Source organism: Pontibacter pamirensis (assembly GCF_010015475.1).
GTDB lineage: Bacteria > Bacteroidota > Bacteroidia > Cytophagales > Hymenobacteraceae > Pontibacter > Pontibacter pamirensis.
In genome coordinates this window covers 1-20,531 of sequence record NZ_SSNI01000058.1, presented here as the reverse complement: position 1 = coordinate 20,531, position 20,531 = coordinate 1, and the positions used below count along the sequence as shown (strand labels likewise).

The window sequence follows — 20,531 nt, the reverse complement described above, 5'->3', positions numbered from 1 at the left end:
CGCATAGGAAAGGTCAATGGCCATCCGCTTGAAGGAGGCGTCGAATACTCGTCTATCCATAATAGTCAAATTTAATAATTTAGTAAATCTGCCTATCAAAAGTCTCCAGTCAAATGTAGCAAGTTCATCAGGAGAATCTCAGGGGCACATTCACCTCATTGGGCTCAACCCATGAGAAGGCACAGCTGGTCAGCAACAAGACCCACTACGCCCCGCATGACCCCGATGCCCGCATATCAGTGAAACCGGGAAAGTCCAGAAAGCTCAACTACCACTGCAGCATGATGGTCGACACGGCCAAAGGTGTTATCTCCCACATTCGGGCCGACTTTGCCGACGCCTGAGACAGCCAGCACCTGCCTTCCCTGGTGATGCAGGTGCAAAGCAAGTTGAAATCAAACGCGCTGCTCATGCGGGACCTGCTGGCCGATACCGGCTACTCCAACGGCTCCAACTATTTCATGCTCGAGCAGCAGGGCATCACAGGCTGGATTCCCGTGTTCGGGATGTACAAGCCTGAAATAGAGAGCTTTCCTTATGACAAGGAGAACAACCGCTACATCTGCCCCATGGGCAAGCCGCTCCCCTTCAAGGGCTTTGACCGCACTGCGGACGGCAGGCTGCTGAGAAACTACTGGGCAGCGCCAGGTGACTGCAGGCAGTGCTCCTCCAAACCCACATGTGCCCCCAAGACCCGGTGCAGGAAGATTACCCGCACAGCTTACGACGAGCAGTACCTGATAGCGTATGCCCGGCAGCAAAGCAGGCGGGGCATACGCATGAAAAAGCTTCGCCAGAGCACGGTGGAACCGGTCTTCGGGAGCCTGATGCAGCACTATGGTCTGCGAAACATTAATGTGCTGGGAAAATCAGGTGCTCATAAGGTCATGCTCATGGCTGCCATCGCCTTCAACATAAGAAAGTACATGAGTAATAAGCCGGAGAAGTCTGTCAGCATGGCAATAGCAATGGAAAGGGAGCAGCGACATGCTCCTATCTTCAGCTATTGGCTTACCCCTGTCGCTTGCCCACAATCAAAGAGAGGAGCATTGTATGCTTACTCCGAATAAAAGCTGATAGAAAGTCATGATGAAAGTTGAGTTGTGCAACAGCCACGTGGGAATTTTGACATCGTGGAACCTTCAGCTGAACCTGCCCCTGCAGTCTATATTGCGTCTCATATTGCCGTCTCACAAATCAAACTTGAAATTTATTTTAAGAGATGAGTAGGTGAGACCGTTCATGATATCATGAACAATGTTTTCATAGGCTAATTGATAGATTCACCTAAAGGTACATAATAGGGTAGGGTACCAAAAAGAATAACGCAAATAACAGAAGCTTTACCTCTTCCAAAGAAGTAATATTTGGCTAAATCGAGAGGTATATAATCTACAGGTGGCGGTTTTAGTGTCCGAATAGTGTCCGAAGCAAATGAAAAAAGGCCTCCAGAGTTAACTGAAGGCTTTTTGTGTAGCCCGTAGGGGAATCGAACCCCTGTTACTAGAATGAAAATCTAGCGTCCTAACCCCTAGACGAACGGGCCTTGTTGCTGTATTGCGGTGCAAAGATACGCGTATTTCTTTACTTGCAAAATATCTGTTTTTATTTTTTTATTTTAAAACGTAAGCGCCTTTAAATCAGTATAAAAAATAAATATTGGTTTTACAATATGGTATATTGTAACTTCGCATCATAAATAAAACTTAAAAGAACTAGTTATCATGTCTAAAATTAAAGTTGCAATTAACGGTTTTGGCCGTATCGGCAGACTTACATTTAGGGCGCTGCTTCAAAAAGAAAATGTAGAGGTGGTTGCCATCAACGACCTTACAAATACGAAGACGCTGGCGCACCTGCTGAAATATGATTCTGTACACGGTAGATTCGATGGAACCGTGGAGTCCACTGAAACAGGTATTAAAGTGAATGGCACGGAAATACAGGTCCTTGCTGAGCGCGAGCCGAAGAACCTGCCTTGGGGCAAGTTAGGTGTTGACGTAGTACTGGAGTCTACCGGCCGTTTCACGGATGATAAAAGCGCTGGTGCCCATTTGGAGGCTGGTGCCCGCAAAGTAGTAATCTCGGCTCCTGCCACAGGCAACGTGAGAACGATTGTACTTGGTGTAAATGAGGATGCGCTGGAAGAGGAGGATACCCTCATCTCTAACGCCTCTTGTACTACAAACTGCCTGGCGCCAATGGCGAAAGTGCTGGACGATGCCTTCGGAATCGAGAAAGGCTATATTACTACCGTGCATGCTTACACTGCTGACCAGAACCTGCAGGATGCACCACACAAAGACCTGCGCAGAGCACGTGCTGCTGCCCTATCTATTGTACCTACCTCTACAGGTGCTGCCAAGGCCGTTGGTCTTGTGTTGCCCCACTTGGATGGTAAACTGGATGGTATCGCGATGCGTGTTCCTATTCCGGATGGTTCACTTACGGACCTGACATGCGTTCTAAAAAGAGCAGTTACCAAAGAAGAGATCAACGCTGCTATGAAAAAAGCGGCTGAAGGCGAGATGAAAGGTATCTTGGAATACACCGCGGATCCGATTGTTTCTGTGGATATCGTAGGCAACCCACACTCTTGTATCTTCGATTCAGGAATGACATCGGCCAACGAAACACTTGTAAAAGTGGTGGGTTGGTATGATAACGAAGCCGGCTACTCTAACCGCGCCGCTGACCTGATCATGCGTATCGGATAAAAACGGATTAACATCCAGGCTCAAAGCCCACCCCGCAAGAGGTGGGCTTTTGTTTTGTCCCGCTGCTACCACAACTGCTAAACAACTTACTGGCGCAGGAGTATAAAGTGATTAAAGTCATCAGTTATATTGAAAAAGAACTATACTTTTAGCCAGATAGCCAGAAATCAAATTACCAAACACACCATCTGTTATGAAAAGAATTTTAGTACCCACCGATTTTTCAGAAGAAGCACACCACGCTTACGAAGTGGCCGTATCCATTGCCCGCAAAGCAGGGGCAGGTATTAAACTACTACACGTGGTGGAGGGAGTCACCTCTTACTCGCCAAGCTTCAGTGCCACAGGCGATGTCATCACACCCAATAATATGCAACATGTGTATGTGTTGCAACTGATGGAGGCCATGAAGGCGCAGATGAACCAGTTTATAAAATCAGTAGATCATGAGGGTGTGGGCGTAGTGCAGGAAGTGGATGTGGATAGACCTGTCAGTAAAATCAGGAGAACGATTAAGGAAGATGATGTAGATCTGGTGGTGATGGGTTCAAAGGGTTCCAGCGGATTAGACGAGTTCCTGATCGGTTCAAACACCGAAAAGGTGGTGCGTACAGCAGATTGCCCTGTGTTGACGGTGAAACACCGGCACCCGAACTTTAATGTGCGCGAAATTGTGCTGGCCTCTGACTTCAAGAGAGAGGTGCGCTACGCCATGGAGCGGTTCAAGGATTTTCAGGCACTGTTCGGAGCCCGGCTGCACCTTGTTTACATCAACACGCCTGGCGCTTTTGAGTCGAGTGGCAACCTTCACACTAAGTTGGACGACACAGCCCAAAAGTACGACCTTCAGAACTATAGCGTGAATGTATACAACGATGTGATAGAAGAAGATGGTATCCTGAACTTTGCAAACGACATACGTGCTGACCTGATCATGATGGCCACGCACGGCAGAACCGGCCTGGCACATCTGCTGAGCGGTAGCATTGCTGAGGATCTGGTAAACCATACAACTATCCCGGTGCTCACTTTTCCTTTGAAGTAGGTAAAGTGAGAAGGGGAAGGATTGAAGACTTTAAGCTTTAGATTATAGATTACCAGACATAAGCAAACTGTTCAAAGGCTGTCATTTCGTGCGCTGAAAGATTTCTCTATGCGTTCGAAATGACAGCTTAATTATTTGGACGCACTATGCTTAATTCCATAGAATTGGAGACTAGGATGATAAATCTGGTAAAATGTTTTAAATGACAAGAACATCATGGCAGCTGTGCTTGTAGGAAAGTGGTGAACTACTTCAAAAGTGGTGAGCTACTTCAAGAACAGCCTTTTTTATTCTTCCCCGGAAAAAGTATTTTTGTAGCAGCCACAAAGCCGACAGCATGAGCAAATTTCCGGATATACGTTTTATCATCAACCCTACTTCTGGTACAAAAAGCAAGGTGGATGTGGCAGCGCGCATTAAGCTGCACCTCAACCACCAGAAGTACAGCCATGAGATTGTTTATACTGCTTATGCAGGCCATGCCTCTGACCTTGCCAGGGAGGCATCAGAAAAGGGCTGTAGCATAGTGGTAGCGGTGGGCGGCGACGGTACCGTGAACGAAGTGGCACGCGGACTCATGAACACAGATACAGCCATGGCCATCCTTCCGAAAGGGTCTGGAAATGGACTGGCACGCCACCTGCAGGTGCCGATGGACCTGGAAGGGGCCTTGCGTGTACTAAATGAGGGGCATACCTGTTCTATAGACAGTGGCAGTATAAACGGCCATCCCTTTGTCACCACAGCAGGTATTGGCTTTGACGCTTACATCAGTTCTGTTTTTGCCGGAAATAAAAAGCGGGGCTTGCAGAGCTATGTAGAGCTGGTGCTGAAGGAAGTGCTCTCTTATAAGCACCTGCCCGTGAAAGCGAGCATCAACGGAAGTGTGCTGGATACGGATTGTTATGTAATGGCATTTGCCAATGCGGCGCAGTACGGCAACAACGCATATATAGCCCCGGAAGCCGATATACAGGATGGGCTGCTGGACGTGTGCCTTGTGCGCAGGCTGGATCTGATTAAAGCACTAAACCTGAGCTACTGCATGCTCACCAACCAACTGGCGCACTCCGACAGTGCCGAGTATTTCAAAACAAAACACGTACAGGTAGAAACAGAGGAGCCGATGATGTATCATGCGGATGGGGAATACATGGGCAAAACCGCTACATTCGATGTGCACATACAGCCCTTGTCGCTGAAAGTTGTAATGCCAAATTTAGCTAAGAAATGAAAGATAAAAATAAAAAAGGCCGCCAGGGAGTAGTTTACTCCACCAGCTCCGATTTTAATTACGAGTACGAGCAGGAGAATACAGCAGAAACACTGCCACCGCAGCAGCAGAACCTTAAGGTCATGCTGGACAAGAAGTCGAGGGGCGGCAAGCAAGTTACGCTGGTGGCCGGTTTCGTGGGCACCGATGAGGACCTGAAGGACCTGGGTAAAATACTGAAAAGCAAGTGCGGCGTAGGTGGCTCTGCCAAAGACGGTGAGATCCTCATCCAGGGCGACTTCCGTGATAAAGCAGTACAAGTACTACAAACCGCAGGCTATAAAGTAAAAAAAGCAGGAGGCTGATTTCTAAAATTATGAATGCTGTATTAGGAATTATGAATTATAGATGATGAATCATTAATTTTCAGTTCATGATTCATCATCTATAATTCAGCATTTATTGAAAGTGCTTTTCCACTTTGAGCAAATCTTCGGGAGTATCGATGCCAATAGTTTCGAACTCGGTGAGGGCGGTGGTGATCCGGAAGCCGTGCTCCAGCCAACGCAGTTGCTCCAGCGATTCAGCAAGTTCTAAGGCGGAAGGCGGTAGCTGCGTAATCTGCTCTAAAATATCAGCGCGATAGCCATAGATGCCAATATGTTTGTAATATGTGTGCTGTTGATGCCATATATCGTGGGGCACGTTCCGGCAGTAGGGAATGGGCTGGCGGCTGAAATACAGAGCATCTTTGGCCTGGTTAATGACAACCTTGGGCGCATTTACATTATGAAGTTCCTCCGGTGAATCAATCTTTTTTACAAGTGTTGCCAGCTGTGTCTGTGGTTTCTGAAAACAGGAGGCGACGAGGTCTATCTGCTCCGGCTTTATGAAGGGTTCATCTCCCTGTATATTGATGATGTACTCGTAGGGGGCATCATGCTGTTGGTACGCTTCAAAGCAGCGGTCGGTGCCGCTCTGGTGATGTGCGGCCGTCATCACTGCCTTACCGCCAAAACCTCTTACATGATCAAGTATGCGCTGGTCATCTGTTGCCACCAGCACTTCTGCCAAACCGGACTTCTGCGCCTGCTCATACACCCGCTGTATCATAGTTTTGCCCTGTATTTCAGTCAGCGGTTTACCCGGGAAACGGGTGCTGGCATAGCGTGCCGGAATGATGCCCAATACGTCCATATTTATCTCTTTTGATGGTTTCCTGCCGCCGTAGCAGCTCTCCAAAGTTAAGGAAACACTTCGTTTTATAAGGATTTCGTATCGAGAAAAAGCCAAGTGAGGGGGTAAAACAAATTGTACCTCAAATCTGCCGGATAGATACTATTCTGATGGCATCCATTACCCTGGGTTGAGGCAACATTCCGCATTGGCGGTCAATTTGCTCCTGCAGTCTTACATACTTAAGCTGTACCTGGGTGCTGTCGCTGCTTTTGAAAGCGTTATCTATGGCGTCTTCATTGGCAGGTAAATATTTGTTGCCGTCTATTATTATTTCAAAGCCACAGCCATCCGCAGCTATTTCACCAGTTCAGAGAAGCGTGGCCCGGCTTGTCTCACTTTCCTGCACGGATTGGGGCTGCTGGCAACCTGTAAATAGCAGAGTGACAGCGGCGGCAACACCAGCAAATGGACGCAAGCTGAATTTCATTGAATTTGCTTTTTGAGTGGAGTGTGATTAGAAATTAGCTAACTTTTTTTACCCGAAGCGAAAAGGTACTGTGGTCTATCACTTGTATTGCTTCTCCTTTTTCAATGAAACCATCGCGGGCCTGGGCATCATACAAGGTATCGTCTATCATCACGCGGCCTGTGGGAGTCATATGGGTATGGGCGAAGCCTGTTTTGCCTACCAGATGCACTGCCGAATTAGAAGAACGGTAGCCTTCATCACTGTGGAAGCTGTTTTTGAGCACCACCCGGTCCATGGCCGTACTGCTGACAAGCCGGTTCCAGCTAAGCGCGATGAGCACGCCAGCGCCTACCATGCCCAGCACCACAGAAATAAGGCTCTTCATCAGGTTTTCGGAGGGCACAAAGGTAAAATCGAAGTTGTAGTTATTTAACATTATCAGCACAAGCGAGGTTATGGTCAGCAGAATACCGCTGATACCTGCTATGCCAAACCCAGGAATCACAAAAGCTTCCAGCATGATCAGGATTAAGCCGACCACAAACAGCAGAATTTCCCAGTTTTCAGCTAAGCCGGTTAAGTAGTAGGGTACAAGGTAGAGGGTGCCTGCTATGATAGCGGCTATTAGTGGAAAACCGATGCCGGGTGTCTGTAGCTCAAAATACAGGCCACCCACAATAACCAGCAGCAGAATACCGCTGACAAATGGGTTCAAGAAAAAGGAAATGATGGCATCGGCGGTACCGGGTTCATAATAGATGACCTCTGCATCCTGCAGGTTCAACAGCGCCAGTACGCCTTCCACATCAGTGGCCACGCCATCGCAGAAGCCTAACTTGACAGCCTCTGTCGTGCTTAGCGTCAGCACCTGCCCTGCAGAGAGGGTGCTGTCCACACTGGGTTCCACCATGGCTTCCGCCAGGCGTGGGTTTCGTCCATTGGCCTCGGCTGTAGCGCGCATGATAGAACGCATATAGCTTTGGTATTTTCCCGGGGCTGCCTCTCCGTCTGCACCTACCACGGTGGCTGCCCCTATGCTTGACCCCGGTGACATGTATATACTGTCGCAGGCAATAGAGATAAGAGCACCCGCTGAGGCAGCATTATTATCGATAAATACATATACCGGTTTGGGATAGTGTAAGATACGTTCTCTGATTTCATCTGCATCTTTCAGCGCACCGCCAAAAGTGTCCAGCACCAGCAGCACATGGTCAGCGCCTGCTTCTGTCGCTTCATCAAAAGCCACTTCGGTGTAGCGGTTGGTGCGCGGATCTATCTCTGACTTTACTTCCATCACAAAAACCTTGGGTTTGCTGTTTTGAGCAAATGTAAATAGCGGAAGCAGCAAAAAGCAGAGCAGCAGATACATGCAAGATAAATGCTTTTGCTTTGGATAGGTTTTCATAAATTAGAGCTGTTGATATCCTAAACTGGATATAAGATACTAAAAATTAACGGCATATTCTTCCACTACAGTTTAAATACGATTTTGGCGCCACAGTGTGGCGAATCCGCGTCGATACTGCTGCACAAAGTCTGGCACTGGAGGTGCGGGATGCTGACCTGTTGCTGGCCTCCTTCTACACGTTAGATGCCTCCGCTTACACTGTGAAGCTGCTGCCTTTGCCACAGGCCAAGAACTGGTGGCAGGGGCTGGAGGACGCGCAGGGAGGCTTTCTGTTCCTGCATGGCTATGGCGACCGCAAAATGGGCCAGCACAAGGGCATTAATGCCATTGCGGAGGCATCCGGTAAAGCTGTGTGGGAGGTGCCGGAGCTGGCTTTCTATGGTCTTGTGCCCGAGGGGGTAGTTGTTTATCCTGCGGCTACGCCGGAAGCTACTTTCGATGTGCTTCAGCTGGACACAGGGCAACCCAATCGAACAGGAGTTCCGCAGCAGCAGGCGGCAGAAGAGGTGGCACAATACAGCCACACCCGCTACAAGGACGCTGTTTTTCCGGCGCTTTACTTGGAAGTGGAGATCTATTTCGATGAGGTGAAAAATTTCCTGGCGGTTCAACTTAATACAGAGGCCGTGTCAGGTTTGGAGTATGCTGAAACGGACGGGGCGCTTGTGGTAAGTTACTATGAACGCGCAGCTGAAAATACGCTGACGAATTATATTGCTGTGTTTGATTTAGATGGGGGCTTATTACTAAAAGAGCAGCTCGCTGACGGATTAAGTGGAATTGGTTCAGATACTTTTTTTATCTTTATGCACGATTTATACTTCATCCGGAATAAAACCAGTTTAGAAGTATATCGACTTTTAGCATAGTAATATTTTAGCCATGGTACGATCCTTTTTCATCACCCTCTTAGTAGCACCCGTGCTTTCTTTTTCTGCCAATGCCATCGATGTGTCGGCTGTTCGCGACTCTATAGGAGTGGAGCGCAAAAACGGAAAGCTGTTTGTGCAGCACAAGGTAGAGCCGAAAGAAACCCTATATGCCCTTTCCAGAAAGTACAGTGTGCCGGTTTCGAAGATAGTAGAGTCAAACCCAACGGTGGAGACGGCTATACGTATCGGTGAGATCGTTTTGATTCCACGTAAATCTTTCCCCTCCAATGCGGTGGCTTCGGCTGCTAAAGCAACGCCTGCTGCCCCTTCGGCAAGCAGCCGTACTTATACCGTAAGTGAGGCTGGTAATAAAATACATACTGTAGAACCGCGGCAGACGCTTTACTCTATTTCTAAAATGCATGGGGTAGCTGTGGAAGATATCAGGCGCTGGAACAACCTGCCGGATAACAGCATCAGCATTGGCGCTAAGCTGATTGTAGCGAAAGGTACGGCACAGCCAACGAAGCAGCCGGTTTATATGCCTGAATCAGATGATGAGGTGGCGTCAAGACCAGCTGAGTCTACCGCGGCTACACCTACGACAACTACAGCTACTGTAACAACAGCTTCTACAACACCAGAGCCTGCCCCAGTGACAACTACTGCTGTTGCAGAGGGGGAGGAAGAAGCTGAAGAAAGTGTCTCCGGTGTGAAAAAAATACTGGAAAGCGGTATGGCTGAAATGATTGACCCAAAGGCAGATACAAACAAGTACCTTGCCCTGCACAAGACAGCGCCTGTGGGCACAATTATGCAGGTGAAGAATGCCATGAACGGGCAGGTGGTATATGTACGCGTAATAGGTAAACTCCCTGACACAGGAGCCAATGACAAAGTGATTGTCCGCATCTCCAAGAAAGCCTACCAGAAGCTCGGCGCAATTGACTCAAAGTTCAGAGTGGATGTTTCTTACATGCCGTAGCCTGATTAAACATAAGCTGCAAGCAGAAGGGCCGGTACATGAGAATGTACCGGCCCTTTTGCTTGCACTAGCGAGTTTCTCCAGACACACCCATTACTTACCAGGATGTGTTACAGTCTTGTAGGGCTTGTTCTTTCAAATTTATAGCAAAAGAGAAGGGTAAGCGCACCTTGAAATGAGAAAATGCGCTAGCCACACATCATTAAGAAAGGCGGCCTCTTCTGAAGCCGCCTTTCTTATTGTGATATTAAATACAGTATACTTAGTCCTGCTTTGTATCGTAAGCCCATCTGAGGTAGATAGAACCCCATGTAAAACCACCTCCGAAGGCTGCCAGTATAATGTTGTCACCTTTCTTCATCTGGCTTTCATACTCCCACAGGCAAAGCGGAATAGTGCCGCTGGTGGTGTTGCCATATTTGTGGATGTTCAGCATCACTTTATCACTGCTCAAGCCCATGCGGTTGGCGGTTGCCTCGATGATACGCCTGTTTGCCTGGTGCGGTACCAGCCAGGCCACATCCTCGCCAGTCAGGTTGTTGCGCTCCATCACTTCTGCCGCAACATCTGCCATGCCTTTCACAGCGAATTTAAACACCTGCTGCCCCTCCTGAAACGCATAGTGCTCCCGCGCATCTAATGTTTCCTGGGTGGCTGGTTTGCGGCTGCCGCCTGCTTTCATGTGCAGGAACGGGGCGCCTGTGCCATCCGACTTCAGCACCTGGTCCTGCACACCAAGGCCTTCTGTATTCGGCTCCAGCATCACGCAGCCTCCTCCGTCACCGAAGATGATGCACGTTGATCTGTCAGTATAGTCCACGATGGAAGACATTTTATCAGCCCCCACAATAATCACTTTTTTATATTGGCCGGATTCTACAAACTTGGCACCTGTGGCAAGGGCGAAAAGAAAGCCCGAGCAGGCTGCCTGCAGATCATAGCCAAAGGCATTTATCGCGCCCACTTCTGCTGTAATGATGTTAGCCGTTGCCGGGAACACCATATCTGGGGTAGTGGTGGCGCAGATGAGCATGTCAACTTCTTCCGGCCTGGTATTCGTTTTCCTAAGCAATTCTTTTACTGCTGGCACGGCGATTTTGGAAGTACCCATGTTCTCACCTTTCAGAATCCGCCTTTCTTTGATGCCGGTGCGGGAGGTAATCCATTCATCGTTCGTCTCAACCAATGTCTCAAGCTCTTTGTTTGTGAGCACGTATTCAGGTACATAGCCACTAACGCCTGTTATGGCAGCAGTAATTTTACTCATTATATTATTTCCTTTGGTGATGATGATTTAGGGAGGCAATTTAACTAAAAAAAATTGGCATAAACTGTCAGTCTCTCAAAAAGAACCACTGAAACAGATTATGCCAGCTTTATGATGTTAATCACGCGTTGCGGAGTGATTCTAACTGCTAAAGTTTTTCTTAAAACGTTCTGAAAGGTTTGATGCCGCCATCTTTTGAGCCTGCAGCACCATGTTGCAAACAGCTCTTGGGCTGGAAACACCATGGCCTATTATTGCATTGCCGTTGATGCCCAGAATTGGACTGCCTCCTGCCGCCTCATAGTTAAACTTCTCGAAGAAGGGGTCGGTCATACCTTTTTCGTGCAGAATTTCGTAAAGCGACTCTGCCATTTTCAGGATAATGTTGCCTGTATAGCCGTCGCACACAATCACATCCGCTTTATCGTTGAAAAGGTCTCGCCCCTCAATGTTGCCGATAAAGTTAATGGACTTGTTCACCTTCAGGCGCTGGTGTGCAGCCTGCGTGTTTACGGTGCCTTTGCCTTCCTCTTCGCCCAGGTTCATAAGGCCAACCTTGGGGTTCTGGATATCCAGCACATACTTGGCGTAAATAGAGCCAAGTTCTCCGAACTGCTCCAGCACTTCCGGCTTACAATCCGCGTTGGCTCCTACATCCAGCATTACCCCAAAGCCACCGCTTAGTTTAGGCACAAAGCTCGCAATAGACGGCCTCAACACACCTTCAGTCGCTTTAACGCTGAACATAGCCCCCACCAGCATAGCACCGGTATTACCGGCACTGCAGAAGGCATCAGCCTTCTGGGCCTTTAATAGGCCATACCCGATAGCAATACTGGATTCAGGCTTCTGTGTAAGCGCTTTGGTTGGGTGTTCACCCATTTCGATTACCTGGGAAGCATGCATCACGGAGATATTGCTGCCTGTGTAACCGTTTTCTTTGAGCAGTGAATGAATGACATCTTCCTTACCAAGGAGCAGGATAACCTCATCATTCTTAAGCTCATGGGCAGCCAATACTGCACCCTTTACAATAGCCTCAGGTGCAAAATCGCCGCCCATGGCGTCTAAAGCGATTCTCATTTACAGGGGTGTTTTGGATTATACAGAACTAAAACTAGAGCAGTTTAAATTTACTGCGCGTTTGCTGTATAATTTTTGATTGCCAGTTTGCCTTTGTGGTACAGGTCGCCTTCTACCACGTATGCGTGGTGGTACAGGTGAGGAGTATCAGTAGTTGGGCAAAGAGCAATGGCTTTCTCAGAGAGCTTGTAATGAGTTCTTCTCTTATCTCTTCTGGTCTTCGAAATCTTACGTTTAGGATGTGCCATTTTTTCTTAATATTAATTTACTTGTGTTTATTTTATACTTCTGAAAATTATTAATTCAAGTTCCGGAGAGCGTCCCAGCGTGGATCTGCATCCTCGTCGTCATCGTCCTCATCATCGCTTTCTGCTGCGTTACGAGAGGAGTAAATCAGGATATCCTGGTTATCGTCGTCCTCATCCGTTTCCTCCACAAAGCGGGGGTGCAGCTTCTTCATCGGCACGGCCAGCCCAATGTAATCATACAGGTGCTGAGCAATGTTAATGGACTGCGTGTTAGGTGTTATCTGCCACAAATCATCATCAAGTTCGACGTTTTCATCGCCGTATTTGATGCGGAACTTACTCTGCACATCAATCGGATAATCAAACTCATCCAGACTTCTGTCGCAGACAAGGCGCACATGTCCTTTAATATCCATATGGAAAGTCAGCATAGACTCTGTCTTGTCCAACTCCACATGGGCTATTAAGTTGCCGCCAAGAATGATGTCTTTCCCGAAAAGATCGAAAAAGGAATCATCCAGCTCAAACTCATACAAGTGTTGCTTGTTGCTGAGTTTGGCGATGCCGATTTCATAGTCTCTTTCCTTTTTCACACTCGACTGTTTATTGCAAGACGCAAAATTAGAACATTATTCTGACAAATAAAATATTCTGTCCCATTTATACTGCTGGCATTGCTGCCTCCTGGCGCTTCTTAACGATGTCGTAGGCCAGAAACAGCGCTTCCCGGAAAGAGGTTTCACTGGCCTTATGCTTTGCCGCAATGTCATAAGCAGTGCCATGATCCGGAGAGGTACGCACAATAGGAAGGCCTGCTGTATAATTCACCCCGCTTTCGAAAGCCAGTGTCTTGAACGGAATAAGCCCCTGGTCGTGGTACATGGACAGCACGGCGTCTACCTGCTGAAACTGGCGCATTCCAAAGAAGCCGTCTGCAGGGTAGGGGCCGAACACCAGGTGCCCGCGATCCTTCATGTGCAGCACCGCCGGGCGTATGATTTCTACTTCCTCGCGCCCCAGCAAACCCTGCTCACCCGCATGCGGGTTAAGACCCAGTAAAGCTATCCGCGGCTTCTGAATACCAAAGTCCTTTTGCAGTGAATCCAGCAGGATGGTCATTTTGCGGATCAGCAGCTCTTCCGTTAGCCTCGAGGACACTTCTTTTACCGGTATATGGCCGGTAACGGTAGCCACCCGCAGGCCTTCGCTTACAAGCAACATCAGGCTCTCGGGAGCATCGAAGTAAGATGTCAGAAACTCAGTATGCCCCGGGAAGCGGAAATCCTCTGACTGTATATTGTCTTTATTGATAGGAGCTGTTACGAGTCCGTCGAGCAATCCCGCTTTCAGGTCCCTGCAGGCTGCCAGCAGCGAGTCTAAAGAAGCCTTGCCTGACGCTGGTGTCGGGTTGCCGGGATTTACCTCCAGTTCATCTTCCCAGCAGGAAACAACGTTTACCTTGCGTGGCACCAGCGCATGCGCCGAGTCCACTACCTGAAACTGGAAGTGTTCCTCCCGCAGGGCTTGCTTTACCTGCTTTAAGAAGTTAGCAGAAGCATAAACAACAGGAGTGCAGAAGTTGAGTACGCGCTGATCAGCAAGCGTTTTAATGACTACTTCCGGACCGATGCCATTGGTGTCGCCGATGCTGATGCCGAGTTTTACTTTAAATTTATTATCCATCTTAAGATTACAGTGCGCTAAGGAAATTGTAAACAAGCCGGACACCTGATCCAGTGGCCAGTTTGCCGCGGTAGGAGTCTTCGTTGTGCAAATAGGCGGTGCCGGCAATGTCAAAATGCACCCATGGATAGCTGGTGAATGCCTCCAGGAACTTGCCAGCCGTTATATGGCCGGCGTCCGCACCGCCCAGGTTTTTCAGGTCAGCAATATCAGACTCCAGTTGTTTTTTATACTCGTCCCACAGCGGGAACTCTACCGTGCGCTCGTGTACATTGTCTCCTGCTTTCTTCAGAGCGGCCATCACTTCGTCACCTGCCGTGCCCATCACTACTAATCCTTCTTTGCCTACGGCACGCATGGCCGACCCTGTGAGGGTAGCAAAGTCAATTACCAGCTCCGGGTCATACTTCTTCGCAAAGCTCAGCGCATCGGCAAGTATCAGCCGGCCTTCTGCGTCTGTGTTCAGTACTTCCACTGTCATGCCGTTGTGCATCGTAATCACATCGCCCGGTGCCACGGCGTTGCCGCCAGGGCGGTTGTCGGTAGCGGGTATTAGGCAAACCAGGTGGATAGGCAGCTTATTTTTGGCCACAGCGTAGAGGATGCCAGTCACGGCAGCAGCCCCGGCCATGTCAGACTTCATGTAATCCATGGAGTTTGGTGTTGGCTTCAGGCTTAAGCCACCCGTGTCATATACCACGCCTTTGCCCACCAGCACGTAAGGCTTTGTGTTTTTCGCGTTCTCCGGCTTGTATTCCAGTATATTAAACGTAGCAGGTTCCTCGCTTCCCTGGTTCACAGCGATTAGTCCGCCCATCTTCAGCGACTGTATCATAATTAGATCCAGCACTTGCATATTAAATCCAGCCTCCTGGCCCAGAGCCTCCAGTTGCTCGCTCAGTTGCGTGGCCGACTGGTGGCTGTGTGGCTCATTTACCAGGTCGCGCACCTTGTATACTGCCTCCAGCACGTTTGCCAGTTCCTGCACGGCCTGCTTGCTTACCTGCTCGTCTGCCACTGTAATGGTTTGTAGGGTGCTTGGCTTGGCGTCTTTCGTTTTGTGCTTCTGAAACTGGTAATTGCTCAGGTATAAGCCCTCTGCTACACATAGGCTGGCTTCAGTGGCTGTTTTATCGAGCAGTGTGATCTGCTGTGCGTTATCGTTCTTTAGTTGCTTTAGCAGGGCATGGCCCGCCTGGCGCAGTGCTTCCTTTTTAGCGGCTTCTGTTTTTCCGTCAGGTGCCACTACTACATAAACGCGGTGCGAGTAACGGTTCAGCGAAACTAGTTTTGCTTCCTGCTGCACCTGCTCCTGCACGTACTGCTGCTCTTTCGGCTGTAGCTCGGACAAAGTTGTTACCTGGTCGGCTGCTACAATTAGTGCCAGATCAGTGTTTTTGCTTAAGCTTGTATCGTATTTAAGTTGTGTTGGCATCTGTCGTTTGTATCTTTGAGGCTGCAATATAGTAAGTATAATACGTAATGCGAAAAGCTGCTGCTCCTGCGGCAAGCTCAAAAATGATAACGCGTTTGAGTAGAAAAGTTTAATTTTAAGTTCAAATCTCAAAAAAAATACCACGTGAGCAAAGTAAGTCCAAAGAAGCACCTGGGCCAGCATTTCCTGGTAGACCAGAACATTGCAACAAAGATCGTGGAGCAGCTTACACTGCACCACGGTGTGAAAGATGTGCTGGAAATAGGACCGGGCATGGGCGTGCTCACGCAGTATCTTTTACAACACCCGGAGTACCGCACCACGGTGCTGGACATCGACCGCGAATCCATTGCCTACCTGCAGGAGCACTTCTCAGTTTTGGGAGACCGCATTATCTCTGCCGATTTTCTGAAGACAGACCTGAGCAGCTTGTTTCCGGGCAAATTCGCCATCATCGGGAATTTCCCTTATAACATCTCCAGCCAGATATTTTTTAAGGTGCTGGAGCACCATAACGTAGTGCCGGAGGTGGTTTGCATGCTTCAGAAGGAGGTGGCGGAGCGGCTGGCCTCGCCTCCGGGGTCTAAGGCTTATGGTATACTGAGTGTGCTGCTGCAAGCCTACTATACGATTAACTATAAGTTCACCGTGAGCGAGCACGTGTTCCACCCGCCGCCAAAAGTGAAATCGGCTGTTATTAGCCTGGTGCGTAACGAGGTGGAAAAACTGGACTGCAACGAGCAGCTGTTTAAGCAAGTGGTGAAGCTGGGCTTCGGAACGCGCCGCAAAACGTTGCGTAATTCACTTCGTAGTTTCAATCTGCCGGCAGAAGTCACCACACAGCCTGTTTTCGATAAGCGGGCGGAGCAGTTGTCGGTGCAGGATTTTGTGGCGCTAACCCAACTAATAGAGGAGAATATTTAAGCGTATGCAGCAGGTAGAGATAACACGGGAGTACATTGAGGAGGTAGAGGAAGCCATCGAACGGAAGGACAGTGAGTTCGTTCTAAGTACAATGTCCGAGATGCACCCGGCCGATATCACGACGGTGCTTTATGAGCTGGATACGAATGAGTCGAAATACGTGATGGACTTGCTGCCTCCAGAAGTGGGAGCTGAAATCCTAAGCGACCTCGACTATGACATCCGGACAGACTTTTTGGGCTACTTTACCAGCGCCGAGATTGCCCGCTACATCAATTTGATGGATTCCGACGATGCCGTGGATATTCTGAACGAGCAGTCGGTGCAGACGCGCGAGGAGGTGATTGCGCTGCTCGACAATGAGGAAAAGGCCGAGCACATCCTGGACCTGCTGCACTACGAGGAAGACTGCGCCGGTGGTCTGATGGGAAAGGAACTCATTAAAGTCAACCTGAACTGGCGCGTGCGGCATTGTATAGAGGAAATCCGGCGGCAGGCAGAAAATGTGGAGCGAATCTATACCGTGTACGTCACAGACAAACGTGACATCCTGGTGGGGCGCGTGAGCGTGAAGAAACTGCTGCTGTCCCGCGACGACACGCCGGTAAAAGAAATCTACAATCCGGATGTGATTTCGATAGAGTCGTTTCGTGATGAAAACGAAGTGGTAAACGTGATGCAGCGCTATGACCTGGAGGCCATACCCGTGGTGAACATACAGGGCCGGCTGTTGGGCCGTATTACTATCGATGACGTGGTAGACGTGATGCAGGAGCAGGCAGAATTGAGCCGGCAGCTGATGACGGGTATAACGGAGAACGTGGAGGAGGACGACAGTGTATTCCGTATTTCCCGCTCGCGTTTACCGTGGCTGGTAATAGGAATGGTGGGCGGTTTACTGGCAGCGCAGTTTATGGGAGTGTTCGAGGCCGATATTGCTGTGCTGCCCGCCCTGGCTCTTTTTGTGCCGCTTATTACGGCAACAGGCGGTAATGTGGGCATACAGTCTTCGTCCATCATCATCCAGACCCTTTCGTCTAATGTGGTGATATTCGAAAATTTCGCACAGCGAATTTTAAAGCTGGTGCTGGTGGCGCTACTGAATGCCTTAATTATTTCCATTTTGGTTTTTGCCTTTTCGTATCTGTTCCGGCATGAGCTGAAGTTATCTATTGTCGTGTCAGTGGCGCTATTCTCTGTGGTGATACTGGCGTCTCTGATGGGCACCATTACGCCTATGATCCTGGATAAATTCGGCATTAATCCTGCTGTGGCGGCAGGTCCGTTCATCACCACCGCCAACGACCTGTTGGGGCTGGCGATTTACTTCGGGATAGCGCATCTGCTCTATGAAATGTAGTGAGCTCTTTATTCTGGTGTAAAAACTAAACTGAGCGAAGAAAACTGGAATCTGTTCAAGCTGCCACCGCCCTTGAACATCTGATAGTTACATCAGGCATATTGCTTATTGATACTTCCCAACCACAACATAAATTACCAAAAACAACAAACCCCAGTACTGTATGGCGTCACCTTCTACGCGTATCCTGATTATCGACGAGATGCACCCTAGTATCTTTCCGCTGCTTGAAAGCATCGGAGCCGAGACTGATTACAGGCCAGAGATAAAGCCTGCTGACGTGCGGGAGGCTCTGGCTGACTTTGATGGTTTGATCGTGCGGAGCAAAATGCGCATAACAGCCAATACGCTGGAACTGGCTAATCAGCTTAAGTTTGTAGCAAGGGCAGGAGCGGGCGTCGACAACATTGATGCGCAGGCGCTGCAGGAGCGGGATATTGCATTACTCGGGGCAAATGAGGGAAACCGGCAGGCGGTTGGGGAGTTCACATTAGGTATACTCCTGTCGCTGCTGCGCAATATAACCCGCAGCGACAAGCAGGTGCGGGAGAAAGTATGGTTACGGGAAGAGAACCGGGGTGAGGAGCTTAGCGGTAAAACGGTAGGTATTATCGGGTATGGCAATATGGGGCAGAGCTTTGCCAAGTTGTTAAGCAGTTTTGGCTGCAGCATACTAGCCTATGATCGCTTTGCGCCTGAAAAGGTTTGTGCACCTGCAATTTGTGCCTCTTTAGAGGAAATACAAGCTGAAGCTGATGTCGTGAGTCTGCATATTCCTTACATACCGGAGAACCTCAGCTTGGCAGATGATGCATTCTTCCGTGGCTTCCATAAGCCCGTTTGGTTTCTGAATACCTCTCGTGGCGATGTAGTGGACCAGGAGGCACTGGTGCAGCACCTTAAATCCGGGAAAGTAAAAGGAGCTGCCCTGGATGTGTTGGAAAACGAAAAGCTACAGACCCTCACCACAGCCCAGCAGGAGAGTTTCAGCAACCTGACATCCGCCAGGAACGTTATTCTCACTCCGCACATTGCCGGCTGGACGCATGAATCCTATATAAAAATAAACGAGGTGCTGGTAGAGAAAATTCGGAAGGTATTGATAAATTATTAAATGGCTAAATTGTTTAAAGGTTGTGGGATTTCACTCTTTTTGATAGAAGGTTTAACAGTTTTACAATTCAGCCATTTAACAATTTATCAATAAACATTCATCAATCAAATACTCTTGCTACTTGTGTTCCTAATTTCGTATATTTGCTAAACAGGAAGCCTTTGGGAGTTGCCCATGGCCTTATTGTCGAAAAAATTAAAAGCGTATGCCATACGTTGGCGCCTGCATATAATGCATATGCCTGTCGCCGCGCTAATTAATTAAATAAACTATATATTTGGCAAAAAGAACGGTTATGCAGGCCATAACCGTTCTTTTTGCTTTTGTGTTTTAAACGTAAAAACGAATATGAGCAAGATTTCTTATTACACAGCAGAAGGTTTGCAGAAACTGAAAGACGACCTAGCTGAGCTCAAAACAAAAGGCCGTGCCTCGGTGGCACGCCAGTTAGCTGAAGCGCGCGACAAGGGTGACTTGAGCGAGAACGCTGAATACGATGCAGCGAAAGACGCACAGGGCCACCTGGAACTGAAGATTTCCAAGATGGAGGAGATTGTAGGCAACGCCCGTCTTATCGACGAGTCGAACCTTGATATGAGCAAAGCGCTGATCCTCTCGAAGGTAAAACTCAAAAACCTGAAGAACAATATGGTAGTAGACTATACTTTGGTGGCGGAGGAAGAGGCTAACCTGGCAGCAGGCAAAATTTCTGTTAAGTCACCGATTGGCAAAGGCCTTTTAGGTAAGTCAGTGGGTGATGTAGCCGAAATTACTGTGCCAGCAGGCAAAATTGAGTTTGAGATTTTAGAAATAAGCCGGTAAATCATGGAGACTTCGATATTTACAAAGATTGTGAACGGCGAAATCCCTGCCTATAAAATAGCAGAAGACAACCGCTACCTTGCCTTCTTGGATGTATTCCCGACCACGAAAGGCCATACACTGGTAATACCGAAGCAACAGATTGATTACCTCTTCGACCTGGAGGACGACTTATACCTGGGCCTGATGGCCTTTGCTAAAAAAGTGGCAGTTGCTGTTGAAAAAGCCGTTCCCTGTAAACGAATAGGAGTGGCGGTGGTAGGTATAGAGGTGCCGCATGCGCATGTGCACCTTATCCCGCTCAACAGTATGCAGGACATGAATTTTGCAAACAAACAGCAATTCAGCAAGGAGGAGTTTGAGGAAACAGCGGAGAAAATAAAAGCTGCCTACAAGGGCTGATGGACGACAAAAGTAAAAGGACAAAAGACTTTTGAACATCTACTAACAAGAAAGAGAAGGGCTTAGAAATGGGATTTTAAACTCCAGTTCTAAGCCCTTCTCTTTCTTATGAGCTCTTTTTGGCTGCTATGGTAAAAAGCGGAATGACTTCTCATTACCTGGAACCCACCTCTACCCCCTCCTCGGAGGCAGGGTCGTTAAGTTCTAATGTACTTAGTCATCAGCGTAATTTTATTAGCAAAGGCCATGGTAGCGTCTTTCATTGAAAGAAACCCGCTTCTTCGAGCGATGTTCAGGGCCAT

Annotated in this window: 21 protein-coding genes and 1 tRNA gene; 13 read left to right on the top strand and 9 right to left on the bottom strand. The window is 48.5% G+C overall.

Going from position 1 to position 20,531, the window contains the following annotated elements:
- Positions 1–158 precede the first annotated feature (158 nt).
- Positions 159–344, top strand: a complete 186-nt coding sequence (locus E1919_RS25430) for a hypothetical protein (RefSeq protein ID WP_162056227.1) — start codon at positions 159–161, stop codon at positions 342–344.
- 27 nt (positions 345–371) lie between these two features.
- Complete coding sequence (locus E1919_RS25425; protein ID WP_237144852.1) at positions 372–1,070, top strand: transposase; 699 nt, start codon at positions 372–374, stop codon at positions 1,068–1,070.
- A gap of 404 nt (positions 1,071–1,474) precedes the next feature.
- Here E1919_RS25425 and E1919_RS25420 read toward each other — a convergent pair.
- Positions 1,475–1,546 (bottom strand) — tRNA-Glu (locus E1919_RS25420).
- 178 nt (positions 1,547–1,724) lie between these two features.
- Here E1919_RS25420 and gap point away from each other — a divergent pair.
- From gap to E1919_RS25400, 4 genes are all read left to right on the top strand, one after another.
- A complete protein-coding gene (gene gap, locus E1919_RS25415; protein WP_162056225.1) occupies positions 1,725–2,717 on the top strand; it encodes a type I glyceraldehyde-3-phosphate dehydrogenase in 993 nt (330 codons plus the stop codon).
- A 193-nt stretch (positions 2,718–2,910) separates the two neighbouring features.
- On the top strand, positions 2,911–3,762 hold the full coding sequence (locus tag E1919_RS25410; RefSeq protein ID WP_162056224.1) for a universal stress protein: 852 nt from the start codon (positions 2,911–2,913) through the stop codon (positions 3,760–3,762).
- Between the two features lie 337 nt (positions 3,763–4,099).
- Positions 4,100–4,996 carry a diacylglycerol/lipid kinase family protein gene (locus E1919_RS25405; RefSeq protein ID WP_162056223.1) on the top strand — a complete coding sequence of 299 codons (897 nt, stop codon included), beginning with the start codon at positions 4,100–4,102 and terminating at the stop codon, positions 4,994–4,996.
- A complete protein-coding gene (locus E1919_RS25400) occupies positions 4,993–5,340 on the top strand; it encodes a translation initiation factor (protein WP_162056222.1) in 348 nt (115 codons plus the stop codon). The genes E1919_RS25405 and E1919_RS25400 overlap by 4 nt, the downstream gene beginning before the upstream one ends.
- A gap of 94 nt (positions 5,341–5,434) precedes the next feature.
- Here E1919_RS25400 and kdsB read toward each other — a convergent pair whose 3' ends face one another.
- On the bottom strand, positions 5,435–6,172 hold the full coding sequence (gene kdsB, locus E1919_RS25395; protein WP_162056228.1) for a 3-deoxy-manno-octulosonate cytidylyltransferase: 738 nt from the start codon (positions 6,170–6,172) through the stop codon (positions 5,435–5,437).
- 503 nt (positions 6,173–6,675) lie between these two features.
- Complete coding sequence (locus E1919_RS25390) at positions 6,676–7,920, bottom strand: NfeD family protein (protein ID WP_237144851.1); 1,245 nt, start codon at positions 7,918–7,920, stop codon at positions 6,676–6,678.
- 206 nt (positions 7,921–8,126) lie between these two features.
- Here E1919_RS25390 and E1919_RS25385 point away from each other — a divergent pair, with 206 nt between their 5' ends.
- Both E1919_RS25385 and E1919_RS25380 read left to right on the top strand, forming a co-directional pair.
- Complete coding sequence (locus E1919_RS25385) at positions 8,127–8,903, top strand: DUF4905 domain-containing protein (RefSeq protein WP_162056220.1); 777 nt, start codon at positions 8,127–8,129, stop codon at positions 8,901–8,903.
- Between the two features lie 13 nt (positions 8,904–8,916).
- Positions 8,917–9,891 (top strand): DPBB and LysM peptidoglycan-binding domain-containing protein, encoded by a 975-nt coding sequence (locus E1919_RS25380; RefSeq protein ID WP_162056219.1) that lies wholly within the window; start codon positions 8,917–8,919, stop codon positions 9,889–9,891.
- A gap of 262 nt (positions 9,892–10,153) precedes the next feature.
- Here E1919_RS25380 and E1919_RS25375 read toward each other — a convergent pair whose 3' ends face one another.
- The 6 genes from E1919_RS25375 to E1919_RS25350 form a co-directional block, all read right to left on the bottom strand.
- The gene (locus tag E1919_RS25375; protein ID WP_162056218.1) at positions 10,154–11,158 is read right to left on the bottom strand and encodes a beta-ketoacyl-ACP synthase III; all 1,005 of its coding nucleotides are present in this window, start codon (positions 11,156–11,158) and stop codon (positions 10,154–10,156) included.
- A 141-nt stretch (positions 11,159–11,299) separates the two neighbouring features.
- The gene (gene plsX, locus E1919_RS25370; RefSeq protein ID WP_162056217.1) at positions 11,300–12,241 is read right to left on the bottom strand and encodes a phosphate acyltransferase PlsX; all 942 of its coding nucleotides are present in this window, start codon (positions 12,239–12,241) and stop codon (positions 11,300–11,302) included.
- 50 nt (positions 12,242–12,291) lie between these two features.
- Positions 12,292–12,489: a 50S ribosomal protein L32 gene (rpmF, locus tag E1919_RS25365; protein WP_115568097.1), complete on the bottom strand. Its 198-nt coding sequence runs from the start codon at positions 12,487–12,489 to the stop codon at positions 12,292–12,294.
- 50 nt (positions 12,490–12,539) lie between these two features.
- Positions 12,540–13,082 (bottom strand): YceD family protein, encoded by a 543-nt coding sequence (locus E1919_RS25360; protein ID WP_162056216.1) that lies wholly within the window; start codon positions 13,080–13,082, stop codon positions 12,540–12,542.
- A gap of 67 nt (positions 13,083–13,149) precedes the next feature.
- Positions 13,150–14,172, bottom strand: coding sequence for a 4-hydroxythreonine-4-phosphate dehydrogenase PdxA (pdxA, locus tag E1919_RS25355; RefSeq protein ID WP_162056215.1), 1,023 nt, complete (start codon positions 14,170–14,172; stop codon positions 13,150–13,152).
- Positions 14,173–14,179: 7 nt separating this feature from the next.
- Entirely contained in the window at positions 14,180–15,607 is a 1,428-nt protein-coding gene (locus E1919_RS25350; protein ID WP_162056214.1) for a leucyl aminopeptidase family protein, read from the bottom strand.
- Between the two features lie 144 nt (positions 15,608–15,751).
- Here E1919_RS25350 and rsmA point away from each other — a divergent pair, with 144 nt between their 5' ends.
- The 5 genes from rsmA to E1919_RS25325 all read left to right on the top strand — a co-directional run bounded on the left by rsmA (position 15,752) and on the right by E1919_RS25325 (position 20,229).
- Positions 15,752–16,531, top strand: a complete 780-nt coding sequence (gene rsmA, locus E1919_RS25345; RefSeq protein ID WP_162056213.1) for a 16S rRNA (adenine(1518)-N(6)/adenine(1519)-N(6))-dimethyltransferase RsmA — start codon at positions 15,752–15,754, stop codon at positions 16,529–16,531.
- 4 nt (positions 16,532–16,535) lie between these two features.
- Positions 16,536–17,891, top strand: a complete 1,356-nt coding sequence (gene mgtE, locus E1919_RS25340) for a magnesium transporter (RefSeq protein WP_162056212.1) — start codon at positions 16,536–16,538, stop codon at positions 17,889–17,891.
- 163 nt (positions 17,892–18,054) lie between these two features.
- The gene (locus E1919_RS25335) at positions 18,055–19,005 is read left to right on the top strand and encodes an NAD(P)-dependent oxidoreductase (RefSeq protein WP_162056211.1); all 951 of its coding nucleotides are present in this window, start codon (positions 18,055–18,057) and stop codon (positions 19,003–19,005) included.
- Positions 19,006–19,353: 348 nt separating this feature from the next.
- Positions 19,354–19,827, top strand: a complete 474-nt coding sequence (gene greA, locus E1919_RS25330; RefSeq protein WP_162056210.1) for a transcription elongation factor GreA — start codon at positions 19,354–19,356, stop codon at positions 19,825–19,827.
- Positions 19,828–19,830: 3 nt separating this feature from the next.
- Positions 19,831–20,229, top strand: coding sequence for an HIT family protein (locus E1919_RS25325; RefSeq protein ID WP_162056209.1), 399 nt, complete (start codon positions 19,831–19,833; stop codon positions 20,227–20,229).
- The last annotated feature ends 302 nt before the right edge of the window (positions 20,230–20,531 follow it).

Excerpts from the sequence above, each read along its gene's own strand:
- E1919_RS25425 (WP_237144852.1), top strand. The coding sequence starts at position 372 with ATGCAGGTGCAAAGCAAGTTGAAATCAAACGCGCTGCTCATGCGGGAC.
- gap (WP_162056225.1), top strand. The coding sequence starts at position 1,725 with ATGTCTAAAATTAAAGTTGCAATTAACGGTTTTGGCCGTATCGGCAGA.
- E1919_RS25410 (WP_162056224.1), top strand. The coding sequence starts at position 2,911 with ATGAAAAGAATTTTAGTACCCACCGATTTTTCAGAAGAAGCACACCAC.
- E1919_RS25405 (WP_162056223.1), top strand. The coding sequence starts at position 4,100 with ATGAGCAAATTTCCGGATATACGTTTTATCATCAACCCTACTTCTGGT.
- E1919_RS25400 (WP_162056222.1), top strand. The coding sequence starts at position 4,993 with ATGAAAGATAAAAATAAAAAAGGCCGCCAGGGAGTAGTTTACTCCACC.
- kdsB (WP_162056228.1), bottom strand. The coding sequence starts at position 6,172 with ATGGACGTATTGGGCATCATTCCGGCACGCTATGCCAGCACCCGTTTC.
- E1919_RS25390 (WP_237144851.1), bottom strand. The coding sequence starts at position 7,920 with ATGGAAGTAAAGTCAGAGATAGATCCGCGCACCAACCGCTACACCGAA.
- E1919_RS25380 (WP_162056219.1), top strand. The coding sequence starts at position 8,917 with ATGGTACGATCCTTTTTCATCACCCTCTTAGTAGCACCCGTGCTTTCT.
- E1919_RS25375 (WP_162056218.1), bottom strand. The coding sequence starts at position 11,158 with ATGAGTAAAATTACTGCTGCCATAACAGGCGTTAGTGGCTATGTACCT.
- plsX (WP_162056217.1), bottom strand. The coding sequence starts at position 12,241 with ATGAGAATCGCTTTAGACGCCATGGGCGGCGATTTTGCACCTGAGGCT.
- rpmF (WP_115568097.1), bottom strand. The coding sequence starts at position 12,489 with ATGGCACATCCTAAACGTAAGATTTCGAAGACCAGAAGAGATAAGAGA.
- pdxA (WP_162056215.1), bottom strand. The coding sequence starts at position 14,172 with ATGGATAATAAATTTAAAGTAAAACTCGGCATCAGCATCGGCGACACC.
- E1919_RS25350 (WP_162056214.1), bottom strand. The coding sequence starts at position 15,607 with ATGCCAACACAACTTAAATACGATACAAGCTTAAGCAAAAACACTGAT.
- mgtE (WP_162056212.1), top strand. The coding sequence starts at position 16,536 with ATGCAGCAGGTAGAGATAACACGGGAGTACATTGAGGAGGTAGAGGAA.
- E1919_RS25335 (WP_162056211.1), top strand. The coding sequence starts at position 18,055 with ATGGCGTCACCTTCTACGCGTATCCTGATTATCGACGAGATGCACCCT.
- greA (WP_162056210.1), top strand. The coding sequence starts at position 19,354 with ATGAGCAAGATTTCTTATTACACAGCAGAAGGTTTGCAGAAACTGAAA.
- E1919_RS25325 (WP_162056209.1), top strand. The coding sequence starts at position 19,831 with ATGGAGACTTCGATATTTACAAAGATTGTGAACGGCGAAATCCCTGCC.